Below are 13,985 nucleotides of genomic sequence, written 5' to 3'. Positions count from 1 at the left end.
GTAAATAGAATGCAAAAATCGATGTGCTTACCGCGAACTAGCCGAGGCTTTACTTTGCTAGAAGTCATGGTAGTGATTGTTATTTTAGGGATCTTAGCCGGCTTGATTGTCCCTAATTTATTAGGGAATAAAGAAAAGGCCGATATCCAAAAGGCGAAAACGGATATCGTGGCTCTGGAAAATGCTCTCGATATGTATCGTCTCGATAACTCCCGCTACCCGACAACGGAACAGGGCTTAGAAGCTTTGGTAAGCAAACCGACATCATCTCCGGAACCTCGTAATTACCCAGAAGATGGTTACTTACGCCGTTTACAGAAAGACCCTTGGGGCAATGAATACATTATTGTGAGTCCCGGTGAGCATGGTCGTATTGATATCTTTAGTGCTGGCTTAGATGGTGAAGAAGGGACCGAAGACGATATCGGTAACTGGGATCTCGATAAGTAATTTTGGCTGCTTCTGCTTGCAATCCTCAAACCCGCCAGCAAGGTTTTACCTTGCTGGAAGTGATCTTGGTATTGCTGCTGATGTCGATTGGTATTTATACGGTGGTGATGTCGGTGTCGGGTTCCAGTGAGCAGAAAATACTCGAACAAAAAGCCAAGCATTTGGCTGCTTTAGTGCAATATGCTCAAGAACAGGCCCTGTTAACGGGTTACGATTATGGGATCTACGCTGATGTTGAGCATTACCAGTTCGTGAGAATGGAAAAGCAACGCTGGGTGGCACTGGACGATAAGATCTTTAAAAAAGAGAAATTTGAAGAACCCTACGCCTTAGCACTGAGTTTAGAAGACGAGCAGCAGTTAAATCAGGGTTATGGTAGCGGAAAATTGGGTTTTACCGATAATCCTTTGTTTGAAGAAAACTTCATCACCGAAGACGTTGAGCAAAAAATCGTGCCACAAATATTATTATTGAGTAGTGGTGAAGTCACGCCTTTTAGTTTGCAATTTATATTTGGCGAAAGTCCATCTACTTGGCAGGTAAAGAGTGATGATTTGGGCCAATTAAGTATTGATCGGCAGTCAAGCCAATGAAAGCGCAACGAGGGATGACGCTGCTCGAAGTGATGGTTGCGTTGGCCGTATTGGCCATCGCTGGCACAGCGGTCATGAAAAGTGCTTCAGAGAATCTGCTTAGTCTGAATTATATTCAAGATAAGACCTTCGCCCTATGGGTGGCCGACAATCAAATGGCCGAACTGAAACTCAGCGGGACTTGGCCGGGCACCTCGAGCCGAAAGGGCAACACCGAGTTTGCTGGTCAGCAATGGTATTGGCGCTCGCAAGGGGTTGCAACCAGTGATAGTGATTTTATCGCGGTAACTCTGTCGGTTTATCGCAGCGCCGAAGAAAAATCAGCGCTGGCTGAAGTCACTAGTTATTTGAGCCGCTAATGAAGCAACGCGGATTTACGCTATTAGAGATGTTGGTGGCTATCGCTATTTTTGCCATGTTATCGATAGCGGCCTATCAAGTCTTGCAAGGGGTTTTGCATAGTGATCAGATTTCGCAACGCCATGGTGAACGATTAAGGCTATTACAGCGAGCTATGTTCTTGATGCAGCGTGATTTTAGCCAAATCGCGCCGCGCTCTGTTCGGGATGAAACGGAAGAACAGCGAGCGCTGCTTGTGGTTGGTAAGTATCTGCTGGATAGCGATGATATGGGGATTGAAATGGTCAGCTTAGGCTGGCGGAACCCCTCTTCGGTGCTCAATCGCTCTCATTTGCAGCGAGTTGCATATTTGATAAAAGATCAAAAGTTAATTAAGCGTTTTTATCAATATCCCGATGTTGTTGTGGGCTACGAGCCGCGAGAAATGGTATTGCTGGACGATGTCGAGGGTTTGAGTTTTCGTTTCTATGGTTCTAAGGGGTGGAGCGAGCAGCCGCCAGAAGGGAGTCAGTTGCCCAGTGGTGTGGAAGTGACACTGCGATTGAAAGACTATGGTGAATTACGCAGGGTTTATATCACCGCAGCAGGTAGTCGAGCCGCTATGGCGAGCAAAGCACAAGAAAATACCAATACCAACGATGGCAAGACTGGCGATAACGGTTCATCTAACGATCAATCCAGTAAGGGTGCCGAATAATGCAAGGGTTCTCTGCTCAGCGCCAGCGCGGGGTCGCATTATTAACCGTCATGCTTATTTTGGCGGTTATGGTGGTGGTGGCTGCACAGTTTAGTCAGCGCTTGCAGCTCGACCTAGCGCGAGCCAGCAACTTACAACAATCTATACGTGCTCATTGGCTATTATCGGGGGCGGAAGCGTTTGCCATTAAAGTCTTAAAACAAGATCTAAAAGATGATGATAGGGTGCATCTGGGGCAATACTGGGCCACTGAGGGAATGGTGTTCCCTGTCGAAGATTCGGTGATTAAGGGCAGTATTCATGATTTACAGGCCTGCTTTAATTTAAATGCTCTAGGGCAACCGAATAAAACGGATGGACAGCCGCCCAAGGTGGCTGCGCAATTTACCGGTTTATTAGTGGCCTTGGGCGTGGACGCTTATCTCGCTGAGCAGATCACGGATGCCACTCGGGATTGGATTGATGCGGATACAATTCCTTTGGCGCAGGGCGCCGAAGACGGTGTATATGAAGGTTTAATTCCGCCTTATTTACCGGCGAATATGCCGATGGTTGAGCGCAGCGAATTTCGAGCGGTATATGGCGTAAATGCTGCGATTTATCGCAAAGTCTCACCTTATATTTGCGCTTTGCCGCAGTCGACTTTGGCGATTAATGTGAACACAATTGCACTCGATCAACCGCAATTGCTCGAAGCGCTGTTTTACCCGGATTTAGATAACAGTAGCGCGCAACAGGTCTTGAATGACCGACCAGATGAAGGCTATCGTAGTTTAGATGAAATGATGGCACATAATGCTTTATCAGGCATTTCTCTGAGTGCGTCAGGGGTTAAGTCGTCGCTAACATTAAATTCAAATTATTTTATGGCACAACTGCAAATAGAAAATGAACAAGGACAAGCACAGATGACCAGCGTTATTCAGCGCAGTGGCAAGGCCGATCTTAAGTCGATCCGCAGAACTTACGGAGGCGCACAGTGAACGAGCAACTGTTAATCCGCTTACCCAGTAGCGACCAAGATGTCATCAACTGGATGGTTTGGTCTGATAACGAACAAGAAGTGATTGCCGCTGGAGAGCTTAGCGGAAGTGCGGCGTTGAGTTCATTACAAGAAAAAGCCGAACATCGGCGAGTCACGGTGTTGGTGCCAGCCTGTGATGTGACACAACATCATTTGATTTTGCCGAAGTCGGCGCAGCGTTCTTGGCAACAAGTTGTCCCATTTATGTTGGAAGAGCAACTCGCTCAAGATCCCGACGATTTACATATTTGTATTTTGGCTAAAGCTAAAGATGGGGTTGACGTTGCTTGTGTGAGTCAGCAGCAAATGTCGGATTGGCTGGAGATGCTGGAAGATGCGAATATCTCTAGTCAGGCGTGGCATGTGGATAGCTTTTGTTTACCTCAGCCAGAGACGGAGCAAGCCAGTGCGTTGCAGATCAATCAGCAGTGGTTATTTCGCTTTACCGATGGGCGTGGCATGTGTATTGACCAAGCCTGGTTAAGTGTTGCTTTACCATTGTTAGTCAAAGATGACCAGCAATTGCTGATTAAGCACTATAGTCCGGCACCCGATATCGAAGTTGCGGGCATTGAGTGGCAGGCCGCTTCACCAGAATTACCGATGAAGTTGTTGGCCGACGGTGCAAAAAAGGCAAGTTTCAATTTATTACAAGGCCGCTACGCTACCGAAAATCCAGTGACTAAGTTATGGGCACAGTGGAAGAAAGCTGCGATAGCCGCTGGGCTTTGTTTTGCGCTAGCGCTCACTTATCAGCTGCTTGATACCTACAATACCGAACAACAATTAACCACTGTCGATGCCAATCTTCGTCAGGTTTATAAGAAGGTATTTCCTCAGGTCTCACGGATCCGAGATAGTCGGATCCGCAGTGACTTTCGCAAAGCTATAGCTGCACTTGATCAAGCGCCTCAGCAAGACTTTTTAATGATGATGACTCAGCTGTCATCAGCCTTCGGTAATACTGATAATTTTAAGCCATTGAGTTTGCGTTATGAGCAAAAGAAGGGCGAAATCCGTTTACAAGCCCAGGCACCATCGTTCCAAAGTTTTGAACAGTTTCGCCAAGCTTTAAAGCCCTATGCGAGCGAGCAAGGTACGTTAAGTAACAAGGCGGGTGGGGTTGTTGGAACGCTGATCATAAGGAAGGCTTTATGAAACAATGGTGGCAAAGTTTAAATAAGCGTGAGCAAAACTTAGTGATGCTGGCTAGCATCTTGTGTTTTGTCGCCGTTTTATATTGGGGTGTTTGGTCGCCGGTGGCGCAAGCAAACCAAGCTGCGAAACAGCGTTTAGCGACACAACAGCAAACCCTATTGTGGGCGCAACAGCAAGGTGCGGTGATTTTAGCGAATGGCCATACGCAAGCCAATGCTGGCACAATTAAAGTGAATCAAGCGGTCAGTAGTAGCGCCCGTCAACAGCGTATTAGCATTAGTCGAATTCAACCTAAGGGCGATAGTGAAGTTGAAGTATGGATTGAAAATGTCCCTTTTAATCAATTGTTGGGGTGGTTGAATATGCTTAGTCAACGTTACGGTGTCGTTGTTGAAAGTATCGATTTAGATGAAGGGAAGCAAGCCGGTACGGTTGGTGTGCGCCGCTTACGCTTAGGTAAGGCAGAATGAAGAAGTATCTTGGATTAGCGCTGTTATTGATTTCTGTTTATTTGGTTAGTTTGGTGGTCACCATGCCCTTGTCGGTGGTCCTCAATTACCTTCCAATTCCCAAACAAGTGATCTTGAATCAGCCTCGCGGTTCGGTGTGGGATGGTCAGTTGGCGAGTATTAACTTACCTCAGCTGAGTTTAAAACAAGTGCATTGGCAGGTGAAACCGAGTGCCTTATTGAGCGGCCGACTCATGGCTGAGTTGAGTTTGGGGAACGATCATGAGCTCGCAGGACAGGGTTTAGTTGGGCTTGGTCTGTCGGGATGGTTTGTCAAAGATTGGCAGCTTAACGCGCCAGCAAGCTGGCTGATGCAACAGTTACCGTTGGGGCTTCCAGTTTCGGTTGACGGCGAACTTCAACTGCAATTGACAGAAGCAAGCCAAGGTAGTCCATGGTGTGAACAATTACAGGGACAGCTGCGTTGGTTGGCACCATTGATCAATTCGCCCTTAGGTGAATTACAGCTAGCAAATGCGAAGGCTGAGCTTGCTTGTAAGCAAGGACAGCCGACAATTCAGTTGAATCATCGTGACTCGCAAGTCGAACTTGAGTGGTTCGCTTCACTGACTTCCTCGAGTTGGGCTGCCGAAGGCAAAATTAAAGCCGGAGCGGAAATGCCCAGTGGTTTAAGTAACAATCTTAAATATATTGGAAGAGTCGATCCACAGGGATATTATCGGTTCAAAGAGCAGGGGCGTTTACCTCGTTAACATCGGGCCTGAGTTTACCAATTGTTGGGTGAGCGGCTGGTAATCGTCAACGGATGGGAAGTGTTTAAAAGACTTGCTCGCTTGCTGTGAATCGGGGTTGCGGATCCCTAATAGAAATTTAATGCCAAAGCGGCTGGCTTGCTCAAGCAGTTTCTCATTATCATCAATAAACAGGGTGCGTTCCGGCTCGAAGGGGTGATGCTCAAGCAGTGCTTGCCATAGTTCAGGTTTTTCTTTGGGATAACCAAATTGATGCACGCTAAACTGTTGGTCCAAGTATTGATCTAAACCGGTCACCCTAACCTTGGTGGCGAGACCATCGGGATGGCAATTGGTGAGTAAAATACGTTGTTTGCCTGCTTGTGCTAAAGCGTTTAAAAAGGGTTTTACGTTATTGCGCCATGCTATTTTATGCTCTACTTCGGTTTTAAGCTGGCGTATATCGATGTTGGTTTTGTTGCTCCAGTAATCGAAACAATACCAATCTAAGGTGCCTGCAACGGTTTCGTAATCAGCCATTAGTTGTTCACGGGCCTGTTCTGTACTGAGCTTATTTTGCTGAGCAATTGCGTTCGGTAGATAATGCATCCAAAAATAATTATCGTAATGGAGGTCTAGCAAAGTGCCGTCCATATCCAGCAAAACGGTATCTATTTGGCTCCAGTTAAACATTCTTGTTCGCAAATCCTTGAGTGCTTCTAACAGCAATGTAACAATGATACTACGTCAATGATAGCAGGAACCGCGATGAGTAAGCATCATCCGCCCCGATTAGTAGACAGTGCCATCACTGCTGAAAGTCGTTATTTCAAAATTGAAGAATTACACCTTGAGTTTAGTAATGGCGAACACCGGACCTATGAGCGCTTGGTTGGCTCGGGGCGCGGCGCGGTCATGGTACTGCCTATCACTGAGCAAGGTGAGCTGTTATTGGTGAGTGAATACGCCGCCGGAACAGAGCGTTATGAGCTAGGCTTTGTAAAAGGCTTGATCGATCCAGGAGAGACCGCACTGGTTGCCGCCAATCGAGAGTTACAAGAAGAAATTGGCCTGATAGCGAGTGAATTTCAGCTGCTTACCGAACTCTCGGTGGCGCCGAGTTATTTCTCCAGTCATATGTCGGTTTATGTGGCACAGGGGCTTCGTCCGAGTATTTTACCTGGCGATGAACCAGAACCGTTGCACATGATTAAAGTTTCTTTGCAAGACTTAGACAGTGTATATAGCCGTGAAGACTTTTCTGAAGCGCGTAGTGTTGCATCATTGTTGTTATTAGAAAAATGGTTGAAGAAAAATAAGGTGGATTGCTAGAGGATGTTTGAGCCTGTCAGTGTGTTATCAGAAGTGATTGAAATTGCACGTGGTGCTGGTGAGTTAATCCGTAGCATTTATGAGAAAGGTGATTATGTCAGCGAGGTGAAACAAGATAAAACACCCGTGACCTCAGCTGATTACGCAGCCCATCATTTTATTATGAATAAGCTTTCCAGCTTAACTCCAGAAATCCCCATTTTGTCTGAAGAACAGGCGAATATTCCTCTAGAAGAGCGTCAAACTTGGCAAACTTATTGGCTAGTCGACCCTTTAGATGGTACTCAGGAGTTTGTTTCTGGGAGTGGTGACTTTGCTACCGAAATTGCCTTGATCCACGATAACCAACCGGTATTGGGGGTGGTTTATGGACCTATCGTGCAAATATTGTATGCAGCAGTCAAGGGGCATGGTGCGTTTAAAGAGCAGGCGGGTAAACGAACCAAAATTCGTAGTCGTCATTACGATAGTCCGCCCGAGCAAATCCGGGTTGCCACCAGTCGAGTGCAGCGCCCTGCTTTATTGCAAGCGATTTTAAATTGTAACTATCATTACAAACTTTATCCTTTAGGTAGCGCTAGCTTAAAAAGTTGCTTGGTCGCCGAGGGCGTTGCTGATTGTTATATTCGAGTCGGCCCAACTGGCGAATGGGATACTGGCGCGCCGCAGATCATCTTAGAAGAAGCGGGTGGCGGATTGTTGGATTTACATTTACGCGACCTAAGCTATAACCAGCGCGAATCCTTAGAGAATCCTAATTTTATTTCTTTGGGTGACCGACAACTGCCGTGGCGAGATATTCTGAAAAACCCCAGCTAAGTAACATCTAAGATACATAGTTCTTATATTCGTTTTTACAATGGTTTAACCTCAGGGGAATAGCGGGTATAATTTTGCCAATAATGACAAGGATGCCTAATACTGCAGACAGTAGGCACAATGAGGAGAGATAAAGGTGAAGCTTTTGAATTGGAAAACATTGCTGGTATCACTGTGCTTAAGCATATTACCCAGTGCGTTTGCGGCTGATATGTCTGATGAAGCGATAATCGAGCGGATTAAACCTGTCGGCTCCGTTTATTTAGATGGCGAACTTGCCGTGACTAAAGCCCCTGCTGCCGCAAGCGGTCCTCGAGATGGGGCAACTGTTTTTAATACTTATTGTACGGCTTGTCATAGCACTGGTGTTGCCGGAGCACCTAAAAAAGGTGATGCAGCCGCTTGGGAGCCTCGTATTGCTCAAGGTAACGAGACCTTATTTAACCACGCTTGGAACGGGTTTAATGGTGTGATGCCAGCCAAGGGCACTTGTGGTGATTGTAGTGAAGATGAAATTAAAGACGCGATTGCCTATTTAACCCAATAAGGCCAGCCTGTTAAGCAATAAAAAACCACCGTGAACGGTGGGTGGTTTTTTATTGCCAGAATAATTAGCGTCGTTTACGGCGTTTTTTCTTTTGTAGTTCGGCAATCATTTTCTTTTTTTCTTCTTTTTCGGCGACTAGCTTGGCCGTTTCAACTTTTTCAACTGCCACCATCGCTGGCGTTTCCAAGCTAATTCGACCGATAGTTGCATCGCGTAGTTCGTTAAGAATGATGGTGGCAACCTTCACGTAGTCGACCTGACCACCACGAACCAAACAGCCTCGGCGGCGACCAATCTCTTCCATCAAGACAATTTCTGACTCAGGTAAATCTTCAAGTTTATAACGGGCTTTTAACTGTTCGGGATAGGCTTCTAATAGATATTCGCAAGCAAAGGCTGCGACATCATCATAATCCATGGCTGTATCTTTGACCGCTCCGGTTGTTGCCAAGCGGTAGCCGCTGGCGACATTGTCGAACTTTGGCCAAAGGATCCCTGGCGTATCTGAGAGGATGATGTTGCCCTCTAGACGGATCCTTTGTTGAGCCTTGGTTACCGCAGGTTCGTTGCCGGTTTTAGCGATGGTTCGTCCCGCTAAGGCGTTAATTAAAGTCGATTTACCGACATTAGGGATCCCACAAATCATAGTATGGATTGGCTTATCAACGCCCCCTTTATTGGGTAACATACTACGACATAAGCTTAGTAATTCTTGCGTCTGATTCCCCTGAATAGTACACAAGGGAATCGCTTTCACCCCTTGCTCTTGTTCAAAGTATTGCTGCCATTGGCGGGTGATCTCGGGATCGGCTAAATCACTCTTGTTTAACACTTTGATACAGGGTTTATCACCACGTAGGGTGGCAACCAACGGGTTCTCACTGCTATAGGGGATCCGAGCATCCAATACTTCGATGATCAAATCGATATTTGGCATCACTTCTTTGATTTGTTTCTGGGCTTTGTGCATATGCCCTGGATACCATTGAATTGCCATCCTATCCCCTTACCATTTCATCAATTTGGCGCTCATTGTACTCACTCAAGCTATAAAGTGTAGTGCTTTGTGCCGATAGCTGTACCAACATGTGGCGAAAGGATAAAAGAAAATCAAGAGCAAATGTAAGCAGTTGTCACGGATGTAGGTTTATTACTGATAATTCTTATTTTAACTGCTATGTTAAAGGGGCGCTTTCTGGTATCAATTACTTTGAGGCTGAATGCTCTGGTGGTTGCCCTAGCGGGAGTGTTTAGCTTGTTAATTTTAAGTGTTAAAATTAATCAGGATCCGTATCTCGCCGTTATTTTTGAGATATAAATTAAGGCTAACAATATTTGTTAGTATTCATAAGCCACTTTTAGGCAATCTTAGGGAAGAGATCATGTCTACCAATGAGCTAAAACAGCAGGCTGAGATTATTCACGCTGCTGATAGTGTCGATTTTCATTCTCCAAAGCAACACAGTCACCGTTCAGAGGTGAGTCTGCAAGTTCGATATGAGCACCATAAGGCGCGCCATCAACATTATAAGAAAGCCTATCGACATGTTAGAAAGTATCGTTGGATTAGTGCCGCGCTGGTGGTCATTAGTTTTGCGTCGGTATTTTATTTAGTCGCTCTATTACCGACTTACCATGATTTGAGACACGATTATGAAGGCTTGTTAAGTGATTTTAATGTGGTTGAACAGAAAAACTTGAAATTGAACCAAGCTTTACAATTAGAACGAAAGTATAACTTCGAACTAAATAAAGAGAATCACCCCGAATTACGTGTATTTGCCTTTGATAGTTTGATCGCCATCGATCAACAACATGTTCGTTCGGCTTTTTTTGTTGAGTCGGAAAACCAAGGGAAACAGATTGGCGTGAGTTACCAGTTGTTGGTTGAAGGGCCGATTGAGCAAGCCTTGGTGATGATATTTATTGACCAAGGCGGTGAAGAAGTGTTTCGACAGGGGATCGACTTTAATCAGCGAGTGGTATCTCAGGGACAGTTGGTCACGCTTGATGGCAGCATGTCTTATGCGAAACAATTGGATATTCGCTACTTTAGGATCGAAGTTCAGGAGATGGACGCTACCAAAAATAAAGACCTCAGCCGCTAATCTGTGGCCTTTGTTCAGAAGGCTACTAACTCATATGGTTTCGTCAAAAGGACTGGTATTAAATATATTTGGCATCATTGCTGATCTATTCTTGGTGATGAAAATCAAAAGACCCTAGACGAGCCTTTTAGTTATTCTCGTCAGGTGATGCCATAGTGCTGTTCCTGATATAAAAAATGACGGTTCCTTGTAAAAATAATCTCAAAAGATAAACAGCCTCTAGGCATTGCCAGTTATACTGGGCAACTCCTAGGACCCTATTCAGCATGAAGGTGTAGAGATGTACATTACTGATAATTTTGATAGTGGTAACATTCGAGTTATCGCTTTACAAGATCCGCAAGATATCCAACTTGAAATCAAACATGACAACCAATCTGAGTTTTTTCAGTGGTTTCATTTTCGTTTTGAAGCTGAGCAAGCGCAGTCTTATCAATTCCATATTATCAACGCCAGTCAGTCGGCTTATCCACAGGGTTGGCAAGGTTATCAGGTCGTCGCATCTTATGATCGCCAACAATGGTTTCGCATCGATACCGATTATGATGGTGAGCAATTAAAATTTTCTTTGGCGCTTGAGCAATCGAGTGTCTATTTCGCTTATTTTGCACCTTATAGCTACGAGCGCCATCTGGATCTATTGCAAACCATACAACAAGATCCTCGGGTGAGACTTAGTACCCTAGGGCAAACCTTGGATGGTCGGGATATGAGTTTATTGCAAATTGGTGATGCCGAGCAGGCCAAGCACAAAGTTTGGGTGATGGCGAGGCAGCACCCAGGTGAGACCATGGCAGAATGGTTTGTTGAGGGGATGCTCGCCACGTTATTGGACGAAGATAATCCCTTGGCTAAAAAGCTATTGGAAGAAACCGTATTCTATGTCTTGCCGAATATGAATCCAGATGGTTCAGTGCGAGGTCATTTGCGTACTAATGCCGCTGGTATAAATTTGAACCGTGAATGGCAAAATCCAAGCATGGAACATAGCCCAGAGGTGTTTTTAGCAAGACAAAAGATGTTGGAATTGGGGGGCGATCTGTTTCTTGATATTCATGGAGATGAATCTGTGCCTTACAATTTTGTGGCAGGGTGTGAAGGGGTCCCTTCATATGATGCGCGGCATCAGTTGCTAGAAGAAACCTTTAAGCAAGCGTATATGGCGATTTCACCAGACTTCCAAGATCAACATGGTTATGCCAAGAACAAGCCGGGAGAGGCTAACTTAAAGATTGGCGCCGCATGGTTGGGCGAACAGTTTAAGACATTGTCTTATACCATCGAAATGCCATTTAAAGATAACGCTGATTTGCCTGATGAGGATTACGGCTGGTCACCGGAGCGGGCAATGCAATTGGGCGCAGATGTGTTGTTTCCAATTAAGCAGAGCTTAGCGCGTTTGTCGTGTCTTATTTAGCTATTTAGCGCTTAATTTTGAGCATACAAAAAGGAGGTTATGATGGATGACCTCCTCCTCCTGATTCGTTGTAGCTACAAGAGAAGTCGCTAGACTTGCTTTTTCTTTTTTAGTCTATCGGTTAGATTTTTTTATTTGATGTGTTCGGTTATTGGAATCATCCTCCTAGTCGATGATCGCCATTGTTTAAGGGGGCATTTCGCCACTTTTAGTATGTTGTGATTCACACGTTACAGGTAGCCGTTGGCCGCTTTTCATCCGCTTCCGAGCGAAGTCTCGTCGGTAAAGTGAGCGCAATCATGAATCAATCAAGAGCCGACGACATGGAAGTCGTGCAGAGGAGCTGTCTCAGTGATTTAGCGAAACTTGATGTTTTATCTTTGAGCTAAGATATCAGAGTCACTCACTAAGGTTCTATAAAGGTGCGCGACTTGACGATACAAGCCAGATTAGCCTTGATTCGTTGAAGGGTCTTCGAATCAAAGGCTAATCGGTGTTTTAGTCCCTTGAATTTACATAGTACATGTTTACTCTGTAGTTTAAATTCTGGAAAAGTTCTGTAAAGCTAGAGTAGACGAGGCTTCTAAGGCTTTTCCAGAAATATAGCAAAAATCACAAAAATTTTGTTGAGATGCAAGATTCAGGAAAGAATTTTCCAGAGGACAACGTTTTTTTTGCGCAGGAAGGGTAGACGAAATTTATTGAAATCTTTCTTCTTGCTCGAAGTGGCCCTGAAATGCTTTACAATCTTAAATGTCGACATACTAACAAGAGTAAAGCTAACTAGTTGCCTACAGCATATGCTAGGGGAGCACTCAAACGCTTGTCTCCTAACTCGATTATTGCTAGATTCTCGTTATGAATAATATTTCAATGCCTACATTATCCATTCTTTGGTGGCGCTCTCATTAGAGCGGCACAGAATTCTTACATTCTTATGCTGCTGGTAGGTAGCTAAGATTGTCATCTCTTTTGTATCTCCAGTGGCCAATTTATTTGACGAGGAGATATACCAATGAATACACAACCGAAAACTGATAAATCAGAGGTTATTTTAACCGGTGATAGAGCGACGGGCCCATTACACCTAGGCCATTACGTTGGTTCTTTAAAGCAGCGTGTCGCTTTACAAGCTCACCATGAACAAACCATTCTTGTTGCTGATATGCAAGGCCTGACAGACAATGCCCTTCACCCTCAAAAAGTGTCATCGAATATTCTAAATGTGGTGGCGGATTACCTCGCTGTAGGGATAGACCCATCAGCAACAACCATATGTCTGCAGTCACAATTACCAGCGCTTGCCGAGCTCACTATGTATTACAGCAACCTAGTTACTATTAGTCGACTAGAGCGTAATCCCACAGTTAAAAGTGAAATTCAAAACAAAGGATTTGAGCGCTCCATCCCTGCAGGATTTTTAACTTACCCCATCTCTCAAGCCGCGGATATCACTGGGTTTAACGCAACATTAGTCCCCGTTGGTGACGACCAATTACCAATGCTTGAACAAACTAATGAAATCGTGCGGAAGATAAACGCGTTAGCCGGGCGCAATGTTCTCAATGAATGTCAACCATTGTTAAGTAAAGCGCCACGCTTACCTAGCACCGATGGAAAAAATAAGATGTCTAAATCTATGGGGAACACTATTAATCTAGGAGCTAGTGAAAAGGAAATCACTGCAGCGGTTAAGTCTATGTATACCGACCCTCACCATGTAAGGGTTGAAGACCCCGGCAAGATAGAGGGGAATGTGGTGTTTACTTATTTAGATGCTTTTCATCCAGATGAAAGCTATGTCCAACAATTAAAGCAACACTATCAACGAGGGGGACTGGGTGACGGCGTGACGAAACGAATATTAGAAGAATGCTTACAAGAAATGCTCCGGCCCATTCGAGAGAGAAGAGCTATGTATTTAAATGACAAGGCACAACTAATCGACATTTTGAAGGCTGGAAGTCAGCTTTCTCGAGAAAAGACAGATAAAGTGCTCTTTGATATCAAAGACATATTTGGCCTAAATCTATTTTAGTCACAGGCGTAATGAGTAACGATGTAAAGGTTGGTTTTCTCTACTTTGTAGCCGGCGACGTTTTTCGTGATTTAGAGTTATATACAGCAGCAAAAGCCAGCTTGTGATTTGCATAAACTTTTACTGTAAGACACTGAAAATTTAAAGAAATGACAATTACGCAAGGTGCGTTTCGCAACTTGCGAAATGCATTCGATATCATACTGGCGAGGTGTATTTTAAAGGTAGTCATGTTTTAGTT

16 protein-coding genes are annotated in these 13,985 nt (G+C 44.8%); 14 read left to right on the top strand and 2 right to left on the bottom strand.

Annotated elements, in window-relative coordinates:
• Positions 1-9 precede the first annotated feature (9 nt).
• From gspG to ACRRSX_RS20820, 8 genes are read left to right on the top strand one after another with little or no spacing between them, the layout of a single operon-like run.
• Positions 10-450: a type II secretion system major pseudopilin GspG gene (gspG, locus tag ACRRSX_RS20855; protein ID WP_432455686.1), complete on the top strand. Its 441-nt coding sequence runs from the start codon at positions 10-12 to the stop codon at positions 448-450.
• Between the two features lie 2 nt (positions 451-452).
• Positions 453-1,043, top strand: a complete 591-nt coding sequence (gene gspH / locus ACRRSX_RS20850; protein WP_432455687.1) for a type II secretion system minor pseudopilin GspH — start codon at positions 453-455, stop codon at positions 1,041-1,043.
• Positions 1,040-1,402, top strand: coding sequence for a type II secretion system minor pseudopilin GspI (gspI, locus tag ACRRSX_RS20845; RefSeq protein ID WP_432455688.1), 363 nt, complete (start codon positions 1,040-1,042; stop codon positions 1,400-1,402). The genes gspH and gspI overlap by 4 nt, the downstream gene beginning before the upstream one ends.
• On the top strand, positions 1,402-2,100 hold the full coding sequence (gene gspJ, locus ACRRSX_RS20840) for a type II secretion system minor pseudopilin GspJ (RefSeq protein ID WP_432455689.1): 699 nt from the start codon (positions 1,402-1,404) through the stop codon (positions 2,098-2,100). The genes gspI and gspJ overlap by 1 nt, the downstream gene beginning before the upstream one ends.
• Positions 2,100-3,083 carry a type II secretion system minor pseudopilin GspK gene (gene gspK / locus ACRRSX_RS20835; protein ID WP_432455690.1) on the top strand — a complete coding sequence of 328 codons (984 nt, stop codon included), beginning with the start codon at positions 2,100-2,102 and terminating at the stop codon, positions 3,081-3,083. Before gspJ ends, gspK begins: the two co-directional genes overlap by 1 nt.
• Positions 3,080-4,282, top strand: a complete 1,203-nt coding sequence (gene gspL, locus ACRRSX_RS20830) for a type II secretion system protein GspL (protein WP_432455691.1) — start codon at positions 3,080-3,082, stop codon at positions 4,280-4,282. Before gspK ends, gspL begins: the two co-directional genes overlap by 4 nt.
• Positions 4,279-4,752, top strand: coding sequence for a type II secretion system protein GspM (gene gspM, locus ACRRSX_RS20825; protein WP_432455692.1), 474 nt, complete (start codon positions 4,279-4,281; stop codon positions 4,750-4,752). The genes gspL and gspM overlap by 4 nt, the downstream gene beginning before the upstream one ends.
• Positions 4,749-5,504 (top strand): type II secretion system protein N, encoded by a 756-nt coding sequence (locus ACRRSX_RS20820; RefSeq protein WP_432455693.1) that lies wholly within the window; start codon positions 4,749-4,751, stop codon positions 5,502-5,504. The genes gspM and ACRRSX_RS20820 overlap by 4 nt, the downstream gene beginning before the upstream one ends.
• Here ACRRSX_RS20820 and yrfG read toward each other — a convergent pair.
• Entirely contained in the window at positions 5,493-6,176 is a 684-nt protein-coding gene (gene yrfG, locus ACRRSX_RS20815; protein WP_432455694.1) for a GMP/IMP nucleotidase, read from the bottom strand. The genes ACRRSX_RS20820 and yrfG overlap by 12 nt on opposite strands.
• Positions 6,177-6,251: 75 nt before the next feature.
• Between yrfG and nudE the strand changes: the two genes are divergently transcribed.
• From nudE to ACRRSX_RS20800, 3 genes are all read left to right on the top strand, one after another.
• Positions 6,252-6,815, top strand: a complete 564-nt coding sequence (gene nudE, locus ACRRSX_RS20810) for an ADP compounds hydrolase NudE (protein ID WP_432455695.1) — start codon at positions 6,252-6,254, stop codon at positions 6,813-6,815.
• Between the two features lie 3 nt (positions 6,816-6,818).
• Entirely contained in the window at positions 6,819-7,634 is an 816-nt protein-coding gene (gene cysQ, locus ACRRSX_RS20805; protein WP_432455696.1) for a 3'(2'),5'-bisphosphate nucleotidase CysQ, read from the top strand.
• Between the two features lie 136 nt (positions 7,635-7,770).
• A complete protein-coding gene (locus ACRRSX_RS20800) occupies positions 7,771-8,181 on the top strand; it encodes a c-type cytochrome (protein ID WP_432455697.1) in 411 nt (136 codons plus the stop codon).
• 64 nt (positions 8,182-8,245) lie between these two features.
• Here the strand turns inward: ACRRSX_RS20800 and ylqF are convergent, their stop codons facing one another.
• Positions 8,246-9,178: a ribosome biogenesis GTPase YlqF gene (gene ylqF, locus ACRRSX_RS20795; RefSeq protein ID WP_432455698.1), complete on the bottom strand. Its 933-nt coding sequence runs from the start codon at positions 9,176-9,178 to the stop codon at positions 8,246-8,248.
• Between the two features lie 385 nt (positions 9,179-9,563).
• Between ylqF and ACRRSX_RS20790 the strand changes: the two genes are divergently transcribed.
• The 3 genes from ACRRSX_RS20790 (at position 9,564) to trpS (ending at position 13,744) form a co-directional block, all read left to right on the top strand.
• Positions 9,564-10,289 carry a hypothetical protein gene (locus ACRRSX_RS20790; RefSeq protein WP_432455699.1) on the top strand — a complete coding sequence of 242 codons (726 nt, stop codon included), beginning with the start codon at positions 9,564-9,566 and terminating at the stop codon, positions 10,287-10,289.
• Positions 10,290-10,569: 280 nt separating this feature from the next.
• Positions 10,570-11,706, top strand: a complete 1,137-nt coding sequence (locus ACRRSX_RS20785; protein ID WP_432455700.1) for a M14 family metallopeptidase — start codon at positions 10,570-10,572, stop codon at positions 11,704-11,706.
• 1,015 nt (positions 11,707-12,721) lie between these two features.
• The gene (gene trpS / locus ACRRSX_RS20780) at positions 12,722-13,744 is read left to right on the top strand and encodes a tryptophan--tRNA ligase (RefSeq protein ID WP_432454821.1); all 1,023 of its coding nucleotides are present in this window, start codon (positions 12,722-12,724) and stop codon (positions 13,742-13,744) included.
• The last annotated feature ends 241 nt before the right edge of the window (positions 13,745-13,985 follow it).

The sequence above is a fragment of the Agarivorans sp. QJM3NY_30 genome, from assembly GCF_050870855.2.
In the GTDB taxonomy this organism is placed as follows: Bacteria; Pseudomonadota; Gammaproteobacteria; order Enterobacterales; family Celerinatantimonadaceae; genus Agarivorans.
Note: the sequence above shows the minus strand (reverse complement) of the source record. Positions and strands in the feature narration are given on the sequence as shown.

Coding starts and splice junctions, on each gene's coding strand:
- gspG (WP_432455686.1), top strand. CDS start 10: ATGCAAAAATCGATGTGCTTACCGCGAACTAGCCGAGGCTTTACTTTG.
- gspI (WP_432455688.1), top strand. CDS start 1,040: ATGAAAGCGCAACGAGGGATGACGCTGCTCGAAGTGATGGTTGCGTTG.
- gspJ (WP_432455689.1), top strand. CDS start 1,402: ATGAAGCAACGCGGATTTACGCTATTAGAGATGTTGGTGGCTATCGCT.
- gspK (WP_432455690.1), top strand. CDS start 2,100: ATGCAAGGGTTCTCTGCTCAGCGCCAGCGCGGGGTCGCATTATTAACC.
- gspM (WP_432455692.1), top strand. CDS start 4,279: ATGAAACAATGGTGGCAAAGTTTAAATAAGCGTGAGCAAAACTTAGTG.
- ACRRSX_RS20820 (WP_432455693.1), top strand. CDS start 4,749: ATGAAGAAGTATCTTGGATTAGCGCTGTTATTGATTTCTGTTTATTTG.
- yrfG (WP_432455694.1), bottom strand. CDS start 6,176: ATGTTTAACTGGAGCCAAATAGATACCGTTTTGCTGGATATGGACGGC.
- nudE (WP_432455695.1), top strand. CDS start 6,252: ATGAGTAAGCATCATCCGCCCCGATTAGTAGACAGTGCCATCACTGCT.
- cysQ (WP_432455696.1), top strand. CDS start 6,819: ATGTTTGAGCCTGTCAGTGTGTTATCAGAAGTGATTGAAATTGCACGT.
- ylqF (WP_432455698.1), bottom strand. CDS start 9,178: ATGGCAATTCAATGGTATCCAGGGCATATGCACAAAGCCCAGAAACAA.
- ACRRSX_RS20790 (WP_432455699.1), top strand. CDS start 9,564: ATGTCTACCAATGAGCTAAAACAGCAGGCTGAGATTATTCACGCTGCT.
- ACRRSX_RS20785 (WP_432455700.1), top strand. CDS start 10,570: ATGTACATTACTGATAATTTTGATAGTGGTAACATTCGAGTTATCGCT.
- trpS (WP_432454821.1), top strand. CDS start 12,722: ATGAATACACAACCGAAAACTGATAAATCAGAGGTTATTTTAACCGGT.